This window comes from Opitutia bacterium (assembly GCA_016217545.1).
Taxonomy (GTDB): Bacteria; Verrucomicrobiota; Verrucomicrobiia; order Opitutales; family Opitutaceae; genus Didemnitutus.
This window is the reverse complement of the sequence record JACRHT010000002.1, coordinates 158,561-182,304: the sequence shown is the minus strand read 5'-3', so window position 1 is coordinate 182,304 and position 23,744 is coordinate 158,561. Positions and strand designations below refer to the sequence as shown.

The following is a 23,744-nucleotide window of genomic DNA, read 5'->3' as shown; positions in this document are numbered from 1 at the left end:
GTAATGACTACCCTACGGGTCAAAGTTTCCTTGCCGGGCTGCGACGCGCGGAGCTTAGTGGCCCAATGAGCGCTCCGAAAACGACTCCCCTCAACGCGTTTCATCGTCGGAATGGCGGCCGCATGGTCGACTTCGCCGGCTGGGACATGCCCGTCCAATACAAGAGCATCCTCGAGGAGCACAAAGCCGTGCGCCAGCGCGCCGGCCTGTTCGATGTGAGCCACATGGGCGAGGCCGACGTGAAAGGTCCCGACGCGCTCAAGTTCCTCCAGCGCCTCGTCTCGAACGATTGCAGCAAACTCTTCCCCGGCCGCGTGCTCTACACCACGATGTGCTACCCGAGTGGCGGCGTGGTCGACGACCTGCTCGTCTACATGCGCGGCACGGACGACTACTTCCTCTGCATCAACGCCGGCAACATCGACAAGGACATCGCGTGGATGCAGGAACAGGCCAAGGGCTTCAACTGCACCGTCACGAACCGCTCGGACGACTACGGCCAGCTCGCCATCCAGGGGCCGCGCGCCGTCGAGATCGTGCAAACGCTCACGAAGACTGTGCTCGCAGACGTGAAGTATTACCATTTCACCGACGGCGAGGTCGCCGGCGTGAAGTGCATCATCAGCCGCACTGGCTACACCGGCGAAGACGGCGTTGAACTTTATTGTGCCGCCGCCGACACCGAAAAGCTCGCCGAAGCCGTCTACGCCGCCGGCCAGCCGCTCGGGCTCGAACTCGCGGGTCTCGGCGCGCGCGACTCGCTCCGCCTCGAGGCGGGTTTCCCGCTCTACGGCCACGAGATCACACAGGACATCAATCCCATCGCCGCCGGCCTCGGCTGGGTCGTGAAGTTCGACAAAGGCCCGTTCACCGGCTCCGACGTCCTCGCCGCTGAGAAAGCGGCCGGTCCGAAGCAGAAGATCGTGTTTTTCAAAACGGGCGATCGCCGCATCGTCCGCGCGGAATCGCCCGTGCTCAACGCCGCCGGCGCCACCGTGGGGCGCGTCGTGTCCGGCACGCTTTCACCGATCCTCAATGAAGCCATCGGCTCTGCGCTCGTCGACGCGGCCGCCGCGAAGGAGGCGCTCAGCGTCGATATTCGCGGAACGAAGCTCGCGCTGCAGCTGGTCAAGCCGCCGTTTGTTGCGCTGAAGAAAAATTGATTGTCCGCTGCGTTCGCGGCACGACATCCTCGCAGGAAATTCTCCCGATCACCCTCACTCGACTCCCCTCATGAGCAACATCCCCTCCGATCTCAAATACGCCAAGTCCCACGAATGGCTCAAAGTCGCACCCGATGGCACCGCGCTTGTCGGCATCACCGACTATGCGCAAAGCAGCCTCGGCGACATCACGTTCGTGCAGCTCCCGGCGGTCGGCAAGGTGCTCAAAGCAGGCGAGACTTTCGGTGTCGTCGAGTCGGTGAAGGCCGCGTCGGACATCTACGCGCCGGTTGCCGGCACGGTGCTCGAGGTCAACAAGGCGCTCGATGCGAATCCGGAGAAGGTGAACACCGCGCCCTACACCGACGCGTGGATTCTGAAGCTCAAGCTCGCGAACCCCGCCGACGCCGACGCGCTGCTTTCGTCCGACGATTACGCCAAGATCGCCGGCTGAGACGCGGTGTTCACAGAATCCCCCTTGCCTGAGGGGAGCTTTTGACTGACTTTCGGGGCGAATGCGTCCCGTTACCCGACTGTTCGCTGCCGGCTGTGCCGGTTGGTTCCTAATTGCGGCCGGCTGTGCCAAGAAGGAGGCGGCCGGTCCGGTGGCGGGTGCCGCCAAGGCCAAGCAGCCGGTGGAGGTGGTCACCGTTGCCCGGCGCGATCTTGTCGAGTCGCTCTCGCTCGTAGGATCGCTCGCGTCCAACGAGACGGCGCAAATTCGCGCTGAGGTTTCCGGTCAGGTGCGCGCGGTGCTCTTCGAGGAGGGCGAGACCGTGTCCAAGGGCAAGGTGCTCGTGCGGGTCGACGACGCGGAGTTGCGCGCGCAGGCGGCGCAGGCCGAGTCGCGTTTCCGGTTGGCCGAACTGAATCTGAAGCGCTCCGAGGATCTCACCCAGGCCAAGTCGATGTCCCAGGCCGAGGCCGATCGGATGCGCTCCGAACATGCCTCCACCGAAGCGGAATTGCAGCTGCTGCGCGTGCGCTTGGCGAAGACGGAAATCAAGGCGCCCTTCGACGGCATCGTCGGCGCGCGCACGATTTCCCCGGGCGACTACATCACGGCCGCGACGGTCATCACGACGCTCGACGATCTCAGCCGCATGAAGGTGGAGTTCCAGGTTCCGGAACGGTTCGCCGAGCGCGTGAAACAAGGTTCCGAGTTCCTGCTGCGTGCTCAGACGCCGACCGGCGAGGCGCGGGCCAAGGGCGTGGTCTATTTCGTCGCCTCGGTCATCGACCGGCAGACGCGTTCGACACAGGTCAAGGGCTACATCGGCCAAGAGATCGCGGGCCTCAAACCCGGCATGTTTGCCAACATCGACCTCGTGCTCCAGGTGCACCGCAACGTTCTCACCGTGCCGGAAGGCGCGATCCTGACGACGCCGAAGGGCACGCAAATCATAGTGGCGCGGAAAAAGGGTGCCGAGCAGGTCGCGGAAATGGTGCCCGTCACGCTCGGACTGCGGGAACGCGGCCTCGTTGAGATCATTCCCCTCAAGCCCGACACGCTCGGCGTCGACGAATCGGTCGTCGCCTCGGGTGTCGGCGGATTGATGATCTTCCCCGGCACCGTTCTCGACCCGCGTCCGCTTCGCCCGGAATTCCGCATCGGAGAGTAAGTCATGATTCTCTCCGACATTTCCATCCGGCGCCCGGTTGTCGCGCTCGTGGCTTCGATCATCGTGGTGCTGGTCGGATTGCTGAGCTTCGCACGCCTGCCGGTGCGCGAGTATCCTTTGATCGACTCGCCGATCGTCACCGTCGAAACCCAATATCGCGGCGCGTCCGCTGAGGTGGTCGAGGCCAAGGTCACGGAGCCGCTGGAGCGCGAGATCGCGTCGATCGACGGCATCCGCGTGATCCGTTCCGATTCGCAGGAAGAGGTCTCCCGCATCACGGTCGAGTTCAGTCTCGGGCGCAGTGTCGACGACGCGGCGAACGACGTGCGTGACCGCGTGAGCCGCGCGCGTGGGCGTCTGCCGGAGGAAATCGAGGAGCCGCAGGTGACGAAGGCCGATGCCGACTCTTCGCCGGTCATCACGCTCGCCTTCAACCCCGATCGCTACAGCCGCCTCGAAGTGCGTGAGATGGTGGAGCGCATTGCGCTCCAGCGCCTCCAGACGATTCCCGGTGTCGGCTCGGTCGGCGTGCGTGGCCCGCGCTACGCCATGCGCCTGTGGGTCGACAGCGATCGCCTCGCCGCCCACAGCCTCACGATCGCGGACGTCGAGAACGCGCTGCGCCAGCAAAACATCGAGATCCCGGGCGGACGCATCGAATCGTCGGCGCGCGAGTTTCCCGTGCGCATCGAGGGAAGAATGACCCAGATCAGCGAGTTCGAGAATCTCGTGCTCGCCACCCGCGGCGGCCATCAGGTGAAGTTCTCCGACGTCGGCCGGGTGGAACTGGGCGCGGAGGAGTATCGCTCGGAGAGCTATTTCAAGGGCCGCCCGACCGTGAGCGCTCAAGTGTTGCGGCAGGCGCAGGCCAACGTGCTCGACGTAGCCAACGGCGTGAAGGAGATGATTCCTTCACTCGAAAAGGACCTGCCCGACGGCGTCACGGTCTCGGTGGGCTTCGACAGTTCCGTGTTCGTCGATCGCTCGGTGAAGGAGGTCTACAAGACCCTCTACGAGGCCTCGATTCTGGTCGTGTTGATGATCTTCCTGTTTCTCCGCGACTGGCGCGCAACGATGGTGCCGCTGGTGGCGATCCCTGTCTCGATCATCGGCGCGTTCGCCGTGATGAGCTGGATGAATTTCACGATCAACACGCTCACCCTGCTCGCGCTCGTTCTCGCCGTGGGCCTCGTGGTCGACGACGCGATCGTGATGCTCGAAAACATCTACCGGCGCATGGAAGAGGGCGAAGGCCCGATTCACGCCGCGGTCTTCGGTGCGCGGCAGGTGGCGTTCGCGGTGATCGCGACGACGTTGACGCTCGCAGCGGTGTTCCTGCCGGTGGCGTTCCAGTCAGGCCAGACCGGTCGGCTGTTTTTCGAATTCGGTATTACGCTGGCGGTGTCGGTTCTGGTGTCCGCTTTCGTGGCGCTGACTCTCACGCCCATGCTGTGCTCGCGACTGTTGAAGACGAAGGTCGTCGACGGACACGCGAAACACGGCTGGTTCTACGAGAAGACCGAGCCGCTGTTCGTGAAACTCAATGGTGCCTTCGAACGCACACTGCGCCGCGCGATGCGCACGCAGACGCTCGTGATCGTCGGCGCGCTGTTGTTCACGGCGACCGGGATCGGGTTGTATTTCAAGCTCCAGCGCGAACTGACGCCGCTGGAGGATCGCGGTATCTTCACCGCCAACCTCATCGCGCCGATCGGAGCGACGCCGGAATATCTCCGCACCTACTCCTACGACATGGAGCAGATGGTGCTGAAGGTGCCGGAGATCGAACGGACGTTTCACCGCACCGGCGATGGCGGGCGGGCGTTCATCTTCGCGACGCTGAAGCCGTGGGAGGAACGCTCGCGAAAAACGCAGGAAGTCGTCGCCGACCTGCGGCGGCAGTTCCAGCGTGAGGTGACGGGCGGTCAGGCGGTCGTGAACCCCGTGCGGCCGTTCGGCCGCGGGCCGCGCGGCGGCAGCAGCGGCGTGGCGTTCGTGCTGCTCGGCAGCGATTTTGCGGAGTTGCAGCGTTTGGGTGGCGAGTTCCTCGGGCGCATGCGCGATAGCGGCATGTTCATCCAGCCGCGCGTCGATCCGTCGCCGACCAAGCCGCAGCTCGACGTGCGCATCGATCGCGCCAAGGCCGCGGATCTGAAGGTGCCGATCAGCGCGATCGCCTCGACGCTCGAATCGCTCCTCGGCGGCCGCCGCGTCACGGAGTTCCAGCGCGGCAACCAGCAGTATTACGCGATCGTGCAGGTCACCGACGAGAACCGCGCCACGCCTAGCGATCTCGCGCGACTCTATGTGCGCTCCACCGACGGCGTGCTGGTGCAGCTCAGCAATCTCGTGAGCTGGACCGAGAACACGGTGCCGGAGAGCTACCCGCACTTCAACCGTCTGCGCTCGGTCACGATCTCCGGCCAGATGGCCGAGGGAAAAACGATCGGCGACGGCGTAAAGTTCATGGAGGAAGCCGCGACGCAGCTGCTGCCGGCCGCCTACACCTATGCGTGGGACGGTGAGACGCGGGAGTTCGTGGAGAGCGGCAACGACACGATCGTGCTGTTCGCTCTCGCGCTCGTGTTCACCTTCCTGATTCTCGCGGCGCAGTTCGAGTCGTGGATCCACCCGGCGACGATCTTCACCGGCGTGTTCATCGCCGTGGCGGGCGGCCTGCTCGTGCTGTATTGCACGCGGTTCTGGGGTGTGGCCATGACGGACAATCTATTTTCCCGGTTCGGCCTGATCATGCTGATCGGCCTGGTGGCGAAGAATGGCATTCTCATCGTCGAGTTCGCCAACCAACTCCAGGTGGAGAAGGGCGTCGGGGCCGCGGAAGCGGCGTTCGAAGCGGCGACGATCCGCTTTCGTCCAATTCTGATGACGTCGATTTCCACGGTGCTGGGCGCGGTGCCAATCGCGTTTGCGCACGGCGCGGGCGCGGAGACGCGCAATCCGATGGGCATCGTGGTCGTCGGCGGCCTGATGTTGTCGACCATCATCACGCTCTACGTCATCCCGGTCGTCTACGTTCTCATGGACAAAGCTTGCGTGAAGTTTACCGGCAAGCACAGCGCGCACGGACTCGTGAAGGCGCGGCAAATCCAGGAAGAGACCGAGGCGGTGGCGGCGAACGCGACGCATTGAGCCTTGCCGCCCAATCGGCGAGGCGGTTCTTAGGGCGAGTGAAACTCCGCTCCGTTCTTCTGCTGCTGGGAGTGGCGATTTGTGCGGATCACGCCGACGCTTCGCTTCGCCTCGGAACCTACCAGTATGGTTCCGTTGACCGCATCGGCGCCATTCGCCCGGTCGCGGAATACCTCGAGCGGGAACTCGGAGAGACGGTGACAGCGGTCGTGCTGCCCGGCGTGTGGGAGTTGGTGGCAGCGGTGGAGGCGGGCGAAGTTGATTGCGCCGTGATCAACACCGCCGGCTATCTGGCACTCGCGGCAGCGAAGGACGCGCGTGCCGAAGCGATCGTCGCGCTGGACACGAAGGCGCGTGCGGCGGAACGCTACAACACTGTCATCATCGCGCCGAGCGCCCAGGGCGGGAGCTGGGACGATGTCGCCGCGTGGGCGCGCGGCTTGCGCTTGGCGCTCGTTGTTCCGGGATCGACCACCGGTGACCTCGTGCCGCGCCTGGCGTTGGCGCAGCGGGGCGTTGCCGACGCGGAGCAGGCGTTCTCGCGCGTCGGGTTTGCCGGTTCGCACGCGAAGGCGCTCGACGCGGTCGTCACGGGAGATGCCGACTTGGCGGCGTTGGCGGAGTCCGAGTTCGACGCGCAGCTGAAACGCGAGCCCGCCCTCGCGGCGCGGTTGCGCGTGCTGTGGCGATCGCCGGCGATTCCGCTCGGACCGATCGTGGTGCGGAGAGCGCTTCCGGCCGAGACGCGAGCCGCCTTGAGGCAGGCGCTGATGCGGTTACCGGAGAAGTCCCCCGCCGCATTCGCGGCGCTGAAGTCAGGCTGGTCGGAATTCAAGACGGCAGATGCGATCCGCCTGCCCGACCCGAACGAGTGGGCGCCGATCCTCGCGCTCGCCGGACCGGAGTCGATGGCGGCGTATTTGCGCCGCCCGCGTTGAGCCGCCGGACGGTCGGTGGGGGCGGTCGTTTGACCGGCCTCGCTTTCCGAACATGGTGTGGCATGGCTTGGATGGAGATCCTCGAGGGGCTTAGCTACGCGGTCACCATCGTCGGTCTGCCGCTGGCGATCATCGTTTACGTGCTGGAGCGTCGAAAGGAGCGGATGAACGACGACGAGGAGGTTTATCTGCAGCTGGCCGATGACTACGACAAGTTCCTGAAGCTCGTCCTCGAACACGCCGATCTGCGACTCATGACCTCGGCGCATATCCCGCAGAAACTCACGCCGGAGCAAATCGAACGACGGGACGTGCTGTTCGAGATCCTCATCGCGCTCTTCGAGCGGTCCTACATCCTCGTCTACGAGGACGAAATGAGCCGGCAGGCGGCGCGCCTGTGGCAAACGTGGGAGGACTACATGCGCGCGTGGTGTCGGCGCGCCGATTTTCGCGACATGCTGCCCAAGCTGCTGGAAGGCGAGGACGCGGAGTTCGCGCGGCACATCACGCGCATTGCGGAGGAGGAGGGTCGTCACGCGGCGGCGTGAGCGGCCCCCGGAATTCGTGATAGCCTCCTGCCGCGAAGCCGGCGCAATCCTCGCGACGGCGGTTAGGCGCAAAGCAAAAAGGGCGGCCGCATGGCCGCCCTCGAACAGGTTAACGCGTCGTTCGCGCGACGAGTGCGCTTACTCGTCGCTTGCCTTGCGGGAAGCGCGTTCGATCTTGCGGCGTTCGGTTTCCTTGAGCACGCGCTTGCGCAGGCGGATGTTGGCCGGCGTGACTTCGACGAGCTCGTCGGCGGCGATGTATTCGATCGCGCGCTCGAGCGAGAGCTTCGTGGCCGGGGTGAGGGAGTCGGCAACACCTTCGCCCTGCGAGCGGAAGTTGGTGAGCTTCTTTTCGCGCACGGCGTTGACGGCGATGTCCTCGTTACGCGGGTTCTCGCCGATGATCATGCCTTCGTAGACGCGCTCGGCCGGGCTGACGAACAGCTTGCCGCGCTCCTGGCACATCACGAGGGCGTAGGCGGTGGTCTCGCCGGCTTCAGTCGCGATGAGCGTGCCGGTGAGGCGCGTGAGCACTTCGCCGGCGTAGGGGCCGTATTCCTTGAACAAGTGCGACATGACGCCGCGACCGCTGGTGGCGTTGACGATGTCGATCTCGAGGCCGATGAGGCCGCGGGTCGTGATCGTGGCTTCGATCATCGTCGTGGAGTGGTGTTTCTCCATGTTCGTGATCTGGCCTTTGCGGTTGGCGAGATTCTGCATGATCGTGCCGACGCATTCGTCGGGCACTTCGATCCAGACGCTCTCGTAGGGTTCGTGGCGTTTGCCGTCGACGATCTTCTCGATGACGGTCGGGCGGGAGACGGTGATCTCGAAGCCTTCGCGGCGCATCGTTTCGACGAGCACGGCGACCTGCATGGCGCCGCGCGCCTTGAGGTTGAACACGCCGGCGCGATCGGAGTCTTCGACGGAGATGGAGACGTTGGTCTTCACTTCGCGGAAGAGGCGCTCGCGGACCTGACGGGAGGTGACGAGTTTGCCTTCGGTGCCGACGAGCGGGCCGTCGTTGACGCCGATCTGCATCTCGAGCGTCGGCGGGTCGATCTGGGTGAAGGGGAGGGCGTGGCCATTTTCGTCGGCGGTGATGGTGTCGCCGATGTCGATGTCCTCGAAGCCGGAGAGGCCGACGATGTTGCCGGCGGTGGCGGCGGCGGACTCGCTGGTGCCCAGGCCGGAGTATTCGAAGACCTTCGTGATTTTCGCCTTCACGCGCGCGCCGGTGGCGTTGCGGATGACGTGGACGGTGTCGCCGATCTTGCCTGTGCCGCCGAGAATCTTGCCGATGGCGATACGGCCGACGTAGTCGCTCCAGTCGATGTTGGAGACGAGCAGGTGGAACGGCTCGTTCGGCTTGGCGAACGGCGGCGGGACGTGCTCGAGGATGGTCTCGAAGAGCGGCGTCATGTCCTTCTTCTCGTCGCCGAGGTGATACATCATGTAGCCGTCGCGGCCGGAACCGTAGACGACGGGGGCGTCGAATTGCTCCTCGGTGGCGTTCAACTCCATGAGGAGTTCGAGCACCTTGTCATACATCTTGGCCGGGTCGGCGTTGTCGCGGTCGATCTTGTTGATGACGATGACGACCTTGAGGCCGTGTTGGAGCGCCTTGCGGAGGACGAAGCGCGTTTGCGCCTGCGGGCCGTCGTAGGCATCGACGAGCAGCAGCACGCCATCGACCATGCGGAGCGCGCGCTCAACCTCGCCGCCGAAGTCGGCGTGTCCGGGCGTGTCGACGATGTTGATCGTCTTGTCCTGCCAGTGGACGGAGGTGTTCTTCGCCTTGATGGTGATGCCCTTCTCCTTTTCGAGGTCCATGGAGTCCATGGCGCGCTCCTCGACTTGCTGGTTGGCGCGGTAGGCACCGCCCTCCTTGAGGAGCTTGTCGACGAGGGTGGTTTTACCGTGGTCGACGTGGGCGATAATGGCGATATTGCGGATGTTCTGGTTCATGCCGGGCGGCTCGTTGTGAGAGGGAAAAAGGTTCACGGTGCGGCCCGGTCGGAGCGTTGGCAAGAAGGAACCTCAATGGCTGCGCATGGCCCAGAAATAGCCAGCGTAGAACACCGTCCAGCCGACGGCGTGCACGGCCAACTTAGTGCGCTCACTGCACTTGCGGAACACCGAGGAGCCGAGCGTGCCGGCCAATCCGGTGACCGCGAGGAACCGCGCCAGCCGTGCCGCCGCCGAAACGAGCGCAAATGTAACAAAGGGCGTGTCGGCTCGGGCGGCTTCGACGGCGAAGAGCTTGTAGGGGATGCCGGAGGCCGCGCCGAGGAACAGCGCACCGAGTCCGTGCTGCGCCAGCAGCGCCGCGGCCGTCGTTTCCAGCGCGGGATGAATGCCGGGCAGCCGCGCGAATCCCGCGGCGAGTTGCGGGCCGAAGCCGCCGCGCGCCAGCGCAAACACCAACGTGCCGCCCACAAGCGCCCCGCCGACGGCCCAGACGCACGCCGTGAGGCCGCGCCTCGACGATTGGAGCACGACTCGGCTCGTGAAAACGTCGGGAACGATGAAGAAGAAAGTCGCCTCGGCGAAGCCCCACGCCGCCGCGATCAACGCCTCGCGGCGAACGGCGCGGGCCGGTTGCGACTGGGGGAGATCGTTCAAGTCGCAGGAGGGACCTCTGCCAGCGCGCGCCGGGCGCGGTTGACGATCGTCAGTCCCAACAGCGCGGCCATTACCGCCAACGCGAACGGGAGCACCGGCTGGAGCGGCACGCCGAGCCCGGCGAGCAGTGCCATCAGGCCAAACCAAAACGCGCGGTCACTTTTCCCCATCGGGCCGTCGTAGCGCCGGGTTGCGCCGATCTGCACCGCGACCACGCCGGTCATTTCGCTCACCACGGCGAGAATCACAATCGTGACAACCAGCGTCGGCGAGAAACCCGGGACGAGCGCGAAGGGCAGGTAGAGCGCCGAGTCGGCGACGACGTCGCCAATCTCGTTCAGCACGGCGCCGAGGCGGGACTTCATGCCGTGCTCCCTCGCGAGCATGCCGTCGATGGCGTTGAGGGCCATGCGGACGAACAGAAATCCCGGCACCACGAGCAGCGGCCAGCGCTGCGTCGGCGCCCACGCGATCGCCGCCCCCACGGCCACGGAAAGCGCGGCGGCGGCGAGCGTGACTTGGTTGGCCGTCACTCCGCCGGCGGCGAGCGCGCGGGTGAGCGGGCGCAGCAGGTTCTGAAACGCGGGTTTGATGTCGTAGATCGAGGGCATGATTCGTCGCGAAACTCAGGTGTAGCAGTAGCGCACGAGGTGGAAGAACACCGGTGCGGCGAAGCAGATCGAATCGATGCGGTCCATCACCCCGCCGTGGCCTTCGATGAGCGTGCCGTAATCCTTCACGCCGCGATCGCGCTTGATCGCCGACATCACGAGGCCGCCAAAGAAGCCCATCAACGTGAGGAGCCAGGCGAACAGCAACGCCTGCCACCACGTGAACGGCGTGGCCCACCACAGCGCACCGCCGATCGCCGTCGCCGAAAGCGTGCCGCCCCAGAAGCCTTCGACGGTTTTGTTCGGGCTGATCTGCGGCACGATTTTGTTTCGGCCCAGCAGCTTGCCCCAGACGTATTGGAGCACGTCGCTCAACTGCACCACGATCGCGAAGAAGAGGAGCAGTTTGCCGTTTTGCCCCTCGTATCCGGGGATGCGCAGCGTGAGCAGCGCGGGCACGTGGCTCACGCAGTAGACGCACACCATCAGGGCCCATTGAATCTTCGCCGCGCGCTCGAGAAACCGTTCGCTGTCGCCGGCGAGCGCGCTGCGCGTCGGAACGAGGATGAAGGCGTAGACCGGAATCAGGATGGCAAACAAACCATACCACGACATCGCGATGAGGTAGTATTGCAGCGGCGTCACGACAAAGAACGCCCAGAACAAGGTGCGGTGATCCGCCGCGCGGGTGGGGGTGAGCGTGATGAACTCGCGCAACGCCAGGAACGAGAGCACGCCGAACAGCACGACCGACCCGATGCGCCCCGCGGCCAGCGCGGCGACGAAGACCGCGACCATGATCCACCACGCTTTCACGCGCGCGTCCAGGTTGGCGATCACGCTGGTGACGTCCGCTCCGGATCGGCGTTTCAGCACGAACGTGATCAGCGAAGCGAGCGCGAGCAGCGCGACGAGTCCGCCGACGAGCCAGACGAGTTGAGGATCGAGTTGCATGGGCAAATCAGGTGGCGAGCGACGTCACGGCGGCGCGCGCGCGTTCGAGGAAGTCCGGTTTGGGCTCCCCGTCGCGCCAGTGCAAAGGTGCGCCGACGTGGAGGCTGGCGATGAGCGGCACCGGCAGAATATCGCCCTTGGGCAGGATACGGCTCAGGTCTTGGAGATAGACCGGGACGAGCGGCACCGCGGGTCGGCTGCGCGCAAGATGGAAGATGCCCGGCTTGAATGCGTGAACGACGCCGTCCTGGCTGCGCGTGCCTTCGGGAAAGACGATGAGCGAGTCGGCGGTGTCGAGGGCGCTGAGCATCGCGGTGAGCGGGTTGGCCGCGACGCTGACATTCTGGCGCTCGATCAGAATCGCATTGAACAGATCGCAGGCCACGCGCCGACGCAGCGCGGTTTTCTCCCAGTAGTCGCGGCCGGCGACGGGCCGCGTGCGCATCCGTTGCGCGGCGGGCAGCGCGGCCCAGATGGTGGCGAAGTCGAGGTGACTGGAGTGATTCGCGAAGTAGATCGCCGGCCCGTTTGGGCACGCCTCCACGGGAACCGGACGCACACCACTGAACGTCCGCACCAATCCCGCGAGCACCGGGCGCAGCGAAGCGAGAGAACTGGAGGAGGCCGCCAAAGCAGGGTGGAAGATGGGTGGCTCGCCGCGGAAAAGCAACGGCGGCGCGCGGCTCGACGGGCCCATGAAAAAGGGCCGGTCCCGTGAGAGACCGGCCCTACTATGGCGCAAAATTCTCGAACCCACGGACAGCGCGCCGGGCCAAGCTTTTAAGCTCGTGGTTCCGGGCAAAAGTTTCTGCCCGGCGCGCTGTCGAAAGGGTTCTACTTAAAGAAAAAGGCCCGGACTCCTTGCGGAGCCCGGGCCAAATTCGGGGGTGGGCGTTCGCTACGCGCTCTTTCCCATTCACACCTGTTAAGCGCTCTCGCCGGTTGGCGGGCCAAGTGTTTCCCGACGCTACTCACCGCGGCAAGCGATGCTCTCGGTCTCATAGCGGGACCGTCCCGGCCCTTTCAGACACAGGATCTATCGAGTGAGGCCTCTACGCCCGGTTCGGTGACCACCTGCCGGTGGTTCGCTCGCCGGACGGGTGCTGGGACGCCTGCAAGAATACAGTTCGCACCGGCACCTTGACCACGGGGACGGCCACCACTTTTGGCGGTGCGTTGGCCCCGTGCGACGGGTCTGACCTCTTACCTCTCAGGCTGCGTTCGACTTGCAGTTGGGTGATCCCGGTTTGCGGGACCGCCCCATCTTGGAAGGCTGGCGGGTTGTTGCCATCCCGCGCCGCTCCACGCCGCGCTCGCTTCTTTGCGCGCCCAGCCGATTGCGTCAGCCGGGCCTTTTGGAGGGCTTTTAACTCTCCCGAAACGATCGCTGCGTTCTGGTCGTGCAGTAGCAGCCGTAACCCTCTGGGTAACTGCATCGGTGCAAGGCCCGAAACTGGCCTTGGACCTGACTCGGCTCGGACGCGGTTTCTAATTCGCGCCTCGCCGCACAGCTCCTAGTCGCATGACTGGATCGGTTGCGACACCGTCCAGAGGAACTGGTGATATATGCCTTCGCTCCGCTATGCGCAGAGGAGGGGACGATCGCACCAGCTGCCATCGCCCTTTCCCCGGTTGCCCGGGATTATCCCAGTCGCGCCTTCAACGGGTTTTTCATGCCGTTGCGCAGCGACTGTTCTATCAAGGAACGGCGATAATGTGCGCCCGCTCGCATCGGAAGTCTACCGGTTCTTACCACCAAGTTGCTCACCTAGGCACACGGCGCGGTGCGGTGAATAACTTCTGAGCGGCACCTTGCTCACGGGTTGTTCACAACAAATTCCGCGCAGCCCGTCGCGGGGCACCGGGACCGAAAACGTGCGCTGCGCGAGCGAGATGCGCGGTTGCTGTCGCGCGAAAGAGCGTTGACCAGCTCCGCGGTTTTTCGACTTCTCAACCGCTTCGCGTCACGCCTTTGTCACGCGCCTTTCATGCCCGATCCGCGCCAGCTTCCTATCTACGAACTCGAATCGACGATCGTCGCTTCGCTGCGCGCGCAGGGGCGGTTGATCGCCCAAGCCCCGACCGGCTCGGGCAAGTCCACGCAGGTGCCGCAGATGCTGCTCAACCACGGCCTGCTGGGCGAGCGTGGCGAGGTCGTCGTGCTCCAGCCGCGCCGGCTCGCGGCGCGCATGCTGGCCAAACGCGTGGCGGAGGAGGTCGGCACGAGGCTCGGCGATGTCGTCGGCTACCAAATCCGTCTCGACTCCCGCGTGAGCGAGGCGACGCGCATCCGATTCGTCACCGAGGGCATCTTGCTCCGGCAAATGTCGTTTGACCCGACGCTCCGCGGCATCAGCGCGATCGTGTTCGACGAGTTTCACGAGCGCCACCTCTACGGCGACATCTCGCTCGCGCGCGCGATCCAGATCCAGCAAACGCGCCGTCCCGACCTGAAGCTCGTCGTGATGTCCGCCACGCTCGACGCCGCGCTGCTCAAGGACTACCTCGCGCCGTGCGAAGTGCTCACGTCGCAGGGCCGCACGTTCCCCGTGCGAATCGAATACCTGCCGAAAGCGGTCAACTTCGAGCATGATCCCGTCTGGGCCGTGGCCGCGCGCGAGTGCGAGCGCATCGCGGCGCAGACGACCGGCGACCTGCTCGTGTTCATGCCCGGCGCGTTCGAGATCGGGCGAACGGTGCAGGAAATCCAAGGCTCGCACGCGCTGCGCGGCTTCGCGTGCTTTCCGCTCCACGGCGAGCTGCCGCCCGAGGCGCAGGACCGTGCCGTCGCCCGCTACGATACGCGCAAGATCATCGTCTCGACCAACGTCGCCGAAACCTCACTCACGATCGATGGCGTCACCGCCGTCGTTGATTGCGGCCTCGCGCGCGTGGCCCGCTACGATCCGCACCGCGGCATCAACACGCTGCTCATCGAAAAGATCTCGATCGCCTCGTCCGACCAGCGCGCCGGTCGCGCGGGTCGCACGGCGCCGGGTGTCTGCCTGCGGCTCTGGACCGACCGCGAGCACGCGCAGCGGCCGCTGCAGGAATTACCTGAGGTGAAGCGCCTCGATCTCGCCGAGGTCGTGTTGACGCTGAAAGCCGCTGGAATCGACGACATCGCGAATTTCCCCTGGCTCGAGAAACCCGAACCGAAGGCGCTGGAGCGAGCGGAGATGCTGCTGGAGGACTTGGGAGCGCTGCATGGCGCGAAGAAAACCATCACCGACATCGGCCGCCGCATGCTGCGTTTCCCGATGCACCCGCGTTACGCGCGCATGTTTCTCGCCGCGCAGGAATACGGCTGCGTTCGCTCCGTGGCGCTGATGGCCGCGCTGACGCAGGGGCGCAACTTCCTGCTCCGCGGCGTCGAGCGCCGCACCGAGGAGGCGCGCGAGGAGCTGTTCGGCGCCGAGGGCGAATCGGATTTCTTCCTGCTGATGCGCGCGTGGCGCTACGCGGAAAAGGCGAACTACAACATGGACGCGTGCCGCCGCCTCGGCATCCACGCGCAGGCGGTGCGGCAAGTCGGTCCGCTCTTCGAGCAGTTTCTCGAAATCGCCGCCGCCGAAAAACTCGACGTCACCGAGAAACGCATCGACGGCGTCGCCGTGCGCAAATGTGTGCTCCTCGGCTTCAGCGACCACCTCGCGCGCCGCCTCGACAAGGGCACGTTGCGCTGCGAACTCGTGCACGCGCGCAAGGGCGTGCTCGCGCGCGAAAGTGCGATCCAGAACTCGCCACTCTTCGTCGCCGCCGAGATCACGGAGATCGAGAGCCGCGGCGAGGTGAACACGATCCTCAACCTCAATACCGCGATCGAGGAGGCTTGGTTGAAGGAGCTGTTCCCCGAGGATTTTCTGGACGCGGGCGGCGTGATTTACGATGAGACGCAACGCCGCGTGCTCGCACGCAAGGAAAGGCGTTTTCGCGATCTCGTCCTCGATTCCAAACAGACCGCCGACCAGCCGCCGGAAGGCCAGGCCGCCGCGATCCTCGCGCGCGAAGTGATCGCCGGGCGCATTCAGCTGATCGAGTGGAACGAGTCGGTTGAACACTGGATCACCCGCGTCAACTGCCTCGCGAAGTGGTGGCCGGAACTGGAGGTCAACCCGATCACCGACGCCGACCGTTCCACGCTGATCGAGCAGATCTGCTACGGCAGCTATGGTGCGCGCGAGTTGAAGGACAAACCCGTCATGCCCGTCCTCCGCGACTGGCTGCTGGCGGAGCAACTCGCGGTGCTCGACGAGTATTTGCCCGAGCGCATCGAGATGGCCAACGGCCGCAAGGCGCGCGTCCGCTACGAGAAGGACGGTCCGCCGATCCTCAGCGCCCGCATCCAGGAACTCTACGGCGTCAGCTCGAAATTCACCCTCGGCCACGGCCGCGTCGCCGTGAAAATCGAAGTGCTCGCCCCGAACCAGCGGCCGATCCAAGTGACGGACGACCTGTCGAACTTCTGGCGCGAGCAGTATCCGAAAATCAAGACCGAGCTCTCCCGCCGCTACCCGCGCCACGAGTGGCGGTGAAGCGGTGGGAGGAGTCCCGGCGCGGCTTGGAGCCGCTCAATGCGTGTTCGTGATCGAGATGCCGCTGCTGCCGCCGTAGCGCGCCGCGGTGACCGTGGCGCTGACGACCAGAGGCACGAGCGACGGCGAGATGCTTCCGCCGTCGAACAAGATGCCTTGCTTCGACGAGGCGTGGTTGAGCTGAATGGTGCCGTTGTGCGTGGCGGTGACGCCACTGGTGCCCTGCATCACCGTGAGACTGTAGGTGATCGTCGCCAGCTGGGTGGCCCATTTCCAATTGCCCCAGAAATTCTTGTCGAGCGCCTCGACCGAGTAGTTGAGATACCAGGAGTGGTTGCCGTCTGCGTGTTGGATGCGCTCGTGCCAGACTCGGAGGGTGATTCTCAGCTTGTTGCCCGAGCCGCCCGTTGCCTGTTGCACCTGGGTATCCCAGACGGTGACGGCGGGGCGGGTGCAGGTTTGGGCGGCGGCGGACGTGGCGAACACGATAGCGCTGACGAGCGCGAACAAGGCGAAGCGAACTGCTTTCATGGCGTGGCGGGGTTGGATGTTTGGCGAGAGGGAAACGCCCTCTCCAAAACAGGTGGCCTGGCCCGGCCGACTGGCTTGTTGGGTCGAGCTGTGGCGCGCACCGCGGCGAATGCAACCTGCATTACCGCCGCGCAGCTATGACTCCGAACGGCGTTGAGCCGTCGGTGCCCTGACCGCAACGTGTGCCCGATGTCCGCCGCTCAGCCCACGCCCCATCACGCGATCGACGAACTGCCGCTGCTGCGCGCGGAGGTGCGCACCCTGGGCGCGCGGCTGGGTGCCATCATCGAGCGGCTGGAGGGCACGCCGACCTTTCGGCTCGTCGAGGAATTGCGCGTGCTCGCGAAGGAAAGTCGCGCCGGCAAGACGGCGTCGGCGGAGAAACTCGCCGCGCGCGTGCGCAAACTGACGCCGAAGCAGGCGCTGAATCAGGCGATGGCGTTCACGCTGTTCTTCGAACTCGTTAACCTCGCCGAGGAGAATTTCCGCATCCGTCTCCTCCGCGCGCGACGGGCCGACGCGGAGAATCGCAAGGAATCCATCGCCGCGGCGATCGCGGAGCTGAAGCGCCGCGGCGTGCCGGCCGACGAAGTGCAGGCGATCCTCGACCAGCTCGACATCGAACTCGTTTTCACGGCGCATCCGACCGAGGCGAAACGCCGCACGCTGCTCACGAAGCTCGCGGCCTTGGCGGACGTATTGCGACACACGCCGGTCGGCGAAATGGCGACGAGTTCGGAGATCGAGCGCGAGATCGTTTCGCTCTGGCTGACTGATCGCGGGCGTCCGTCGCCGCCGACGGTCATCGACGAGGCGCGCACCGGCCTGTGGTATTTCGAGCGCACGCTCTATCACGTGATGCCGGAGTTGCAGCGCGACCTTGCCGCGGCGCTGGCGAAGCACTACCCGGGCGTTCGCCCGCCGCAGGGCTGGTTGCGTTTCGGCTCGTGGATTGGCGGCGATCGCGACGGCAATCCCTACGTCACCGGAGATGTGACTGCCAGCGTGCTCAAGATGGAGCGCGACCTCGCGTTGATCGCGATGGGGCGCGGTTTGCAACGGCTCGGCTGGTCGCTCACGCTTTCGTCGTTGCGCGAACCCGCTTCGCTCGCGTTGGCGCGTGTCGCGCGGAAGCTCGGTGCCGGTTCGAAGGATTGGCCCGAGATCGAGGCGCGGCACGAGTTCGAGCCGTATCGTCTGCTGGTTTTCACGCTGCGGTCGCGGTTGCGCGATGCGGCGAATCCGCTGACCGAGTCCGAGCTGCGCGAAGCGCTCGAGGTGATCGACGCGAGCCTGCGCCAGAGCCGCGCGGCGGTCATCGCCGAAGGCACGTTGCAGGACGTGAAGAGCCGCGCCGCAACCTTCGGTTTGCACACTGCGCGTCTGGACATCCGCCAGCACTCGGCGTGGCATGCGCGCGCCGTGGCCGCGCTGCTCGAACGCGACGATTACGAATCGCTCGGCGAAGATGAGAAGTGCCGCGTGCTCTGTGCGGCGATCAAACGTCCGCCAACCGCTCCCGCGGAGCCGACGGGCGACTTGAAGGCGGCGCTCGAATCGCTCGCGGCGGTGCGCAACGCCCCGCCCGAGGCGCTCGGCCTCTACATCGTGAGCATGACAAACGAGGTCTCGGACCTGCTCGAAGTCGTGCTGTTGCAGACCGTCGCAGGCACGCGTCTGCCGGTGTCGCCGCTGTTCGAGACGCTCGACGATTTGCAGAATGCGCCGCGCGTGCTGGAGCGCTTGTTCGACTGCACGGTCTACCGCCGCTGGTTGAAGCAGCAGGGCAATCACCAGCACGTGATGCTCGGCTACTCGGACAGCAACAAGGACGCCGGCTTTCTCGCGGCGAACTGGGCGCTCTACGAAGCGCAGGAGACAATTTCGGCGGCGGTGCACGGACGAGGCATTGGCCTAACGCTTTTTCACGGTCGCGGCGGCAGCATCGCGCGCGGCGGCGGCCCGGCGGCCAAGGCCGTGCTCGCGCAGCCGATCGGTCTGCGCAACGGCGGCATCCGCATCACCGAGCAGGGCGAGGTGCTTTCGACGCGCTACCACGATCCGGATATCGCGCATCGCGTGCTCGAGCAGATGGCCTACGGTGTGATTCTTGGCTCCCAAGTCGCACGCGGTGAGCGGCGCCCCGTGGATCCCGCGTGGCCGGCGGCCATGGCGGCGATGAGCGCCCACAGCACGGAGGTTTACCGCGCGCTCGTGCACGACGCGGAGTTTCTCACCTTCTGGCAGCAGGCGACGCCGATCGACGAGATCGGCGAATTGAAGCTCGGCTCGCGTCCGTCCTACCGCAAAGCCGGCCCGCGCACGCTGGCGGACCTGCGTGCGATTCCGTGGGTGTTTTCGTGGATGCAGAGCCGTTTCAATCTGCCCGGGTGGTTCGGTCTCGGCTCCGCGCTGGAGCAGCACGCCGCGCGCGACGGCGGTCTCGAGCAGCTGCGCACGATGTATCGCGAGTGGCTTTTCTTCCGGCTCCTGATCGACAACACCCAGCTCACGCTCGGCAAGGCCGACCTCGGCATCGCGCGCGTCTACGCCGGGCTCGTCGAGGACGAGACGTTGCGCGAACGCATCTTCGAGCGCATCGCCGCGGAATTCCGCCGCACCGAAAAATGGGCGCTCGCGGTCGCGGGGCAAAATCACCTGCTCGGCGGCGAACCGGTGCTCGCGAACTCGATCAAGCAGCGCAATCCCTACATCGACCCGTTGAATTACCTGCAGGTGGAGATGATTCGCCGCCTGCGCGCCGGCAAGTTGAGCGACGCCGATCGCCGCGAAGCGAAGCGCGTGATCGAACTGACCGTGAGCGGAATCGCGGCGGGATTGAAGAATACGGGGTGAGTTCGCCGCAGCTCGAGAGCGGCTGATCGTTCACTGCTGGCGCTTCCATTACCGTTTGTCATCGCGAGGTGCGCGAAGCGCGCCGTGGCGATCCAGCTGGATTGCTTCGTCGCTGCGCTCCTCGCAATGACAAGTCGAGGTCGCGGGCCACCGGAAAATTCTACCGCACGAACACCAGATACATCGCAGCGTGCTCGGGGTTCGCTTGCTCGGTGTTCGGCCCGAGTGTGAGGCTCGCGGCGGTGGCGAGGCGGCGGGCGAAGAGCGAGAGCGGCACGCCGTTCACGACGAGTTTCTCGCCGGTGGCGGCGTAGCCGGTGAGCCACGGTGGGCGCGGCAGGCGGTCGTCGTGCGCGATGGTCACGGTGGCGGGACCGGCGGTGGCGAGTTCGATGAGGTCGACGGCGTGGTAGCGTGCGTCGCGGTTGTCGACCTGCACCCAGTCGGCGCCGACGAGCGAGGCGGGCAGCTGCTTGAAGGGCGACTCGACGTCGACGTAGGCGTTGCGTCCGTCGCGGGCGTCGGTCTCGACGTGGACGATCGTCGCGTTCGGTCCGGTGTAGTTGAAGGCTTTGATGAAGCGCCCGGCTTGGCCGGCGGGGATTGCGGCGACGGCGACGGCGCGCGGGGCGAGTTCGGCGGGTTGACGCTGCGGCGTGGTGGGCAGGTTGAACTGCGGCCACGCGGGTGGTGTGTCGGCGGCGACGGCGCGCGACTCCAGCGTGAGCGACGTGGTGGCGAGGCCGGCGGAGGCGGCGCGCACTGTGACGCGGCCTGCTTGCGGCTGACTGCGGAGTGCGACGCGGTTGATGCCGGCTTCGAGGTCGAGGAAGGTGTGATTGATCGAATCGAGCTTGCCGCTGTTGTAGCCGCCGCGCCACCCGGCGGGGCCGTCGACGGCGAATTCGACGCGCTGCTGAAACGTCGGCACGCGTTCGCCGTTCGCGTCGATCGCCTCGACGTCGAGCAGCGCGATGTCGGCGCCGTCCGCGCGCCAGCCGTCGGGGCCGCTGATCGGCGTGAGGCGCAAGGCGACGGCGGGGCCGGCCGTGCGCTTCGTGGCGGTCGCGGTGGCGTGGCCGGCTTTGTCGTAGGCGATGGCCTTGATCTCGCCCGGCTCGAACGCGACGTCGCGGAAGGTGTAGAGGAAACGGTTCTCCGGCTGCGCGCGGCCGAGCGAACGGCCGTTGACGAACAACTCGACGTCGCCGCCGGTATTCGCGGCGACGTAGACGGTTTTCTTCGTGCCGGCGGGATACGACCAATGGCCGACGATGTGCGCGCGCGGCGTGTAGGTGAACATCACTTGGCAGACGAAGTAGGCTTCTTTCGGCAGGCGGGCGCCGTCGACTTCGCCGCTGGCGCGCGCGACTTCGACTGCGACGCGTCCGCCGCTCGTGCTGTCGGAGAAGATCCAGTTCGCACCGCCGGCGTGGTTGTCGGCGCCGAGCTTGGTGACGAAATGCTTCACCTGGTTCACGGCGAACTGCTCGGAGGTGAGCTGGTAGGTTTGGCCCTTCGCCTCGGGGTAGCCGAAATTTGGCGGCGAGGCGTCGTCCCAGACGCGGCGCGGCGATTCCTCGCGGTCGTATTCGCCTTCGACGACGGGCAGGCGCGCGATCTCGCGTCCGCCTTCGGTGCCGATGCCGACGTCCATGAACTCGGCGGTGATCGCATCGGCGCGACGGTGGGCGTAGGCGCGGCCGCCGTGCGGATCGTATTTGTCCATGAGCGCGCGCAACGCCGCGGCGTGCTCGCGCGTGACCTTTTGGTTGCCGCCTTCCCAGATGAAGATCGAAGGATTGTTGCGGTAATAGATCAGCACGTCGCGGAAGTTGGCGAGGCGCAGCGCCCACGCGCCGCCGACGGTGTCGTGCTCGCCATCGCCGGCGGGTTGGAGGGTGACGATTCCCAGTTCGTCGCCGGCGCGGATTTGCGCGGGACCGGCGGGCGTGTGGCCCCAGCGGATGAAGTTGCCGCCGGCGTCGCGCATGAGATGCGAGGTGTAGGCGTGCAGCCAATCGGGCAGGGCGGCGCCCAGGCCGGGCCATTCGTTGGTCGGCTTCTGTCCCCAACCGTGGAGCTTGGTGTGCGCGCCGTTGATCCAGAGACCGGTCGCGGCGTCCCAGCGGATGGCGCGAATGCCGAGGGGAATCTCTGTGCGATCGATCACGGCGTCCTTCGTGCGGAGCTCGATCACGCAGCGGTAAACGTGCGGGTAGCCGGGCTCCCAGAGGCGGGGGTGCTCGAGTTTTGTCGCGAACTTGAAGGTGCCCGATTCGCCGGCGGCGAGCGCGACGTCGTCGGCGCCGCGCCAGACTTCGCGGCCGTCGGCGTCGACGAGTGTGGCGGCTACGGTGAAGCAGTCGTCGGTGGTGCGCTCGTTGCGCGCGGGGATTTCGATGCCGAGGTCGGCCGATTCTGCGGTGACGTTCGTGGCGTAGGCGTAGGGGCCCTCGGTTTGGAGAAACGAGTAGAGCGGCAGCGTGATGTGCAGCGGGTCGGTGACGTGGAGGCGGACGTTGCGGTAAATGCCACCATGTGCGGGGTGCCAGTGCGGGTTATTCCAGGGGATCTGGTCGGCCCGGAGTTTGTCGAGCGTGGCGGGGATGGTCTCGTTGAACTGCTGCGAGAGCTGGCCGAGATTCGGGTGCGTTTTCTCGTTCGTGGCGGCTTGCGGCGCGAGCGACGGGTCGAGTGGGTCCTTCGCGAACCGATTGTCGGCCATCACGGCGAGGACGTTGGGCGCGTCGAAGCGGAGGTGCGGCGTGAGGTCGAAGCCGAACGGCGTGAACCCGCCTTTGGCGACACCGAGTTTCGTGCCGTTGAGATAAACCTCGGCGACTTGGCGGACGGCTTCGAACTCGATGAACACTTTCTTCCCGCGCCACGCTGCGGGTGCGGTGAAGTGCTTTCGATACCACGTGCGGCCGGACCATTGCTCCTGTTCGCCGCGGTGGCCGGGGAGCGACCAGTTGTCGAAGGTGTCGACGTCGTTGAAGGTGTGCGGCGTCGAAACGCGGTCCCAAGCGGCGTCGTCGAACGCGGGCGCGGCGGCGCCGGCAGGATCGGATTTCGTGAAGCGCCAGTCGGGGTTGAAATTGAGCGTGAGACGCTCGGCGCGAAGGGAGAGCGCGGCGGTGAGCGCAAGCAGGACGAGGAACGGGCGACGCATGGCGGGGTGCGGAGACGGTAGGCGAAGCGAGCGACGCAACAATCGCTAAACCGCGTTGATTCAACCCTCAATTGGGGGATGCGTCGGGGCGAGCATCTTGCTCGGCGCTCGCGAGAAGGCGTTCGTGAGCTTGTCGCCGCCGGGACGGCAGCGACCACCTTAGGGGGCGGCGAGGAAGGCGGAGACGACGCGGTTGAATTCGGCGGGGATGTCCTGGAGCGCGCCGTGGCTGGCGCCGGGGAAAATGTGCAGTTGCGCGTGCGGCAGGCCGGCGGCGATGACGCGAGTGCTCGGTTCGGGAATCATGTCGCGTTCGCCAGCCATGACGAGGGCGGGACAACCGATGCGACGCAGGTCGGCTGACGTGATCGGCGTCTGGTCGACCATGAGCACGAGGTGTTGTTCGAGCTGGAGCAGACGGGGCGAATGGTCGCCGGCGGCGAGTTTGGCGCGGACGTTGGCGAGTTCGGCGCGCATGCTGGCGAGGTCCTCGGGCTTGAGGTCCGCGACGGCGAGGTTGGCGCCGGAGAGCGCGATGCGACGAACGCGATCGGGGTGACGCAGGGCGAGCTGGAGGGCGACGATGCCGCCGTCGCTCCAGCCGAGAATGTCGACGGGCGCGGCGTGGAGTTGCGCGAGGAGAGCCGCGACGTCGTCGGCGATTTTTTCGTAGGTGAGGGGAGTGGCGCCCATTTCGCTGCGGCCGTGACCGCGGCTGTCAACGGCGATGACGCGGCGCGTGGCGCGGAAGAAATCGATCTGGTGGCGCATGGCGGCGAGGCTGCCGCCGTTGCCGTGGAGGAGGACGAGTGGCGCGCCGGTGGACGGGCCGTAGGTTTCGTAGTAGAGGCGGATGCCGTTCACGGTCGCGGTATGGCCGTGCGCGGCGTCGTTGCCGTAGGTCGGGGCGGCGGGTGCGGATGCCGTCGGCGCGGGCGCAGGAGTCGGCTCGCTGGCGCTCGCCGCTGCGAAAGGGACACACGCGAACGTCAGAGCGGTGACGAGAACGAGCGGGCGAGGTGATTTCGAGGGCACG

The 23,744-nt window shown here is 65.9% G+C and carries 16 protein-coding genes; 8 read left to right on the top strand and 8 right to left on the bottom strand.

Translation table 11 applies throughout. The features are described 5' to 3' along the window. Window positions 1-65 precede the first annotated feature (65 nt). The 6 genes from gcvT (at window position 66) to HZA32_00830 (ending at window position 7,421) form a co-directional block, all read left to right on the top strand. Window positions 66-1,163: a glycine cleavage system aminomethyltransferase GcvT gene (gene gcvT / locus HZA32_00855; protein MBI5422602.1), complete on the top strand. Its 1,098-nt coding sequence runs from the start codon at window positions 66-68 to the stop codon at window positions 1,161-1,163. A gap of 70 nt (window positions 1,164-1,233) precedes the next feature. Next, window positions 1,234-1,617 (top strand): glycine cleavage system protein GcvH, encoded by a 384-nt coding sequence (gcvH, locus tag HZA32_00850; protein ID MBI5422601.1) that lies wholly within the window; start codon window positions 1,234-1,236, stop codon window positions 1,615-1,617. 61 nt (window positions 1,618-1,678) lie between these two features. Then, window positions 1,679-2,785, top strand: coding sequence for an efflux RND transporter periplasmic adaptor subunit (locus tag HZA32_00845; GenBank protein ID MBI5422600.1), 1,107 nt, complete (start codon window positions 1,679-1,681; stop codon window positions 2,783-2,785). Window positions 2,786-2,788: 3 nt separating this feature from the next. Then, the gene (locus HZA32_00840) at window positions 2,789-5,935 is read left to right on the top strand and encodes an efflux RND transporter permease subunit (protein MBI5422599.1); all 3,147 of its coding nucleotides are present in this window, start codon (window positions 2,789-2,791) and stop codon (window positions 5,933-5,935) included. Between the two features lie 38 nt (window positions 5,936-5,973). Next, window positions 5,974-6,873, top strand: a complete 900-nt coding sequence (gene phnD, locus HZA32_00835; GenBank protein ID MBI5422598.1) for a phosphate/phosphite/phosphonate ABC transporter substrate-binding protein — start codon at window positions 5,974-5,976, stop codon at window positions 6,871-6,873. A gap of 62 nt (window positions 6,874-6,935) precedes the next feature. Next, on the top strand, window positions 6,936-7,421 hold the full coding sequence (locus HZA32_00830; protein ID MBI5422597.1) for a hypothetical protein: 486 nt from the start codon (window positions 6,936-6,938) through the stop codon (window positions 7,419-7,421). Between the two features lie 138 nt (window positions 7,422-7,559). Here HZA32_00830 and typA read toward each other — a convergent pair whose 3' ends face one another. The 5 genes from typA to HZA32_00805 form a co-directional block, all read right to left on the bottom strand. Then, window positions 7,560-9,389, bottom strand: a complete 1,830-nt coding sequence (gene typA, locus HZA32_00825; GenBank protein ID MBI5422596.1) for a translational GTPase TypA — start codon at window positions 9,387-9,389, stop codon at window positions 7,560-7,562. A gap of 72 nt (window positions 9,390-9,461) precedes the next feature. After that, window positions 9,462-10,046 (bottom strand): hypothetical protein, encoded by a 585-nt coding sequence (locus HZA32_00820; protein ID MBI5422595.1) that lies wholly within the window; start codon window positions 10,044-10,046, stop codon window positions 9,462-9,464. Then, the gene (locus HZA32_00815) at window positions 10,043-10,657 is read right to left on the bottom strand and encodes a CDP-alcohol phosphatidyltransferase family protein (GenBank protein ID MBI5422594.1); all 615 of its coding nucleotides are present in this window, start codon (window positions 10,655-10,657) and stop codon (window positions 10,043-10,045) included. Before HZA32_00815 ends, HZA32_00820 begins: the two co-directional genes overlap by 4 nt. A gap of 15 nt (window positions 10,658-10,672) precedes the next feature. Next, entirely contained in the window at window positions 10,673-11,611 is a 939-nt protein-coding gene (locus HZA32_00810) for a phosphatidate cytidylyltransferase (protein ID MBI5422593.1), read from the bottom strand. Window positions 11,612-11,618: 7 nt separating this feature from the next. After that, complete coding sequence (locus HZA32_00805) at window positions 11,619-12,308, bottom strand: 1-acyl-sn-glycerol-3-phosphate acyltransferase (protein ID MBI5422592.1); 690 nt, start codon at window positions 12,306-12,308, stop codon at window positions 11,619-11,621. A gap of 1,291 nt (window positions 12,309-13,599) precedes the next feature. Here HZA32_00805 and hrpB point away from each other — a divergent pair. Then, a complete protein-coding gene (hrpB, locus tag HZA32_00800; protein MBI5422591.1) occupies window positions 13,600-16,146 on the top strand; it encodes an ATP-dependent helicase HrpB in 2,547 nt (848 codons plus the stop codon). Window positions 16,147-16,182: 36 nt separating this feature from the next. Here hrpB and HZA32_00795 read toward each other — a convergent pair whose 3' ends face one another. After that, window positions 16,183-16,677, bottom strand: a complete 495-nt coding sequence (locus tag HZA32_00795) for a hypothetical protein (protein MBI5422590.1) — start codon at window positions 16,675-16,677, stop codon at window positions 16,183-16,185. 189 nt (window positions 16,678-16,866) lie between these two features. On the opposite strand from HZA32_00795, the gene ppc reads away from it, so the two are divergent. Next, window positions 16,867-19,533, top strand: coding sequence for a phosphoenolpyruvate carboxylase (ppc, locus tag HZA32_00790; GenBank protein ID MBI5422589.1), 2,667 nt, complete (start codon window positions 16,867-16,869; stop codon window positions 19,531-19,533). A 160-nt stretch (window positions 19,534-19,693) separates the two neighbouring features. Here ppc and HZA32_00785 read toward each other — a convergent pair whose 3' ends face one another. Both HZA32_00785 and HZA32_00780 read right to left on the bottom strand, forming a co-directional pair. Then, window positions 19,694-22,708 carry a DUF4982 domain-containing protein gene (locus tag HZA32_00785; GenBank protein MBI5422588.1) on the bottom strand — a complete coding sequence of 1,005 codons (3,015 nt, stop codon included), beginning with the start codon at window positions 22,706-22,708 and terminating at the stop codon, window positions 19,694-19,696. A 159-nt stretch (window positions 22,709-22,867) separates the two neighbouring features. Then, the gene (locus HZA32_00780; GenBank protein ID MBI5422587.1) at window positions 22,868-23,743 is read right to left on the bottom strand and encodes an alpha/beta fold hydrolase; all 876 of its coding nucleotides are present in this window, start codon (window positions 23,741-23,743) and stop codon (window positions 22,868-22,870) included. Between the last annotated feature and the right edge of the window lies 1 nt (window position 23,744).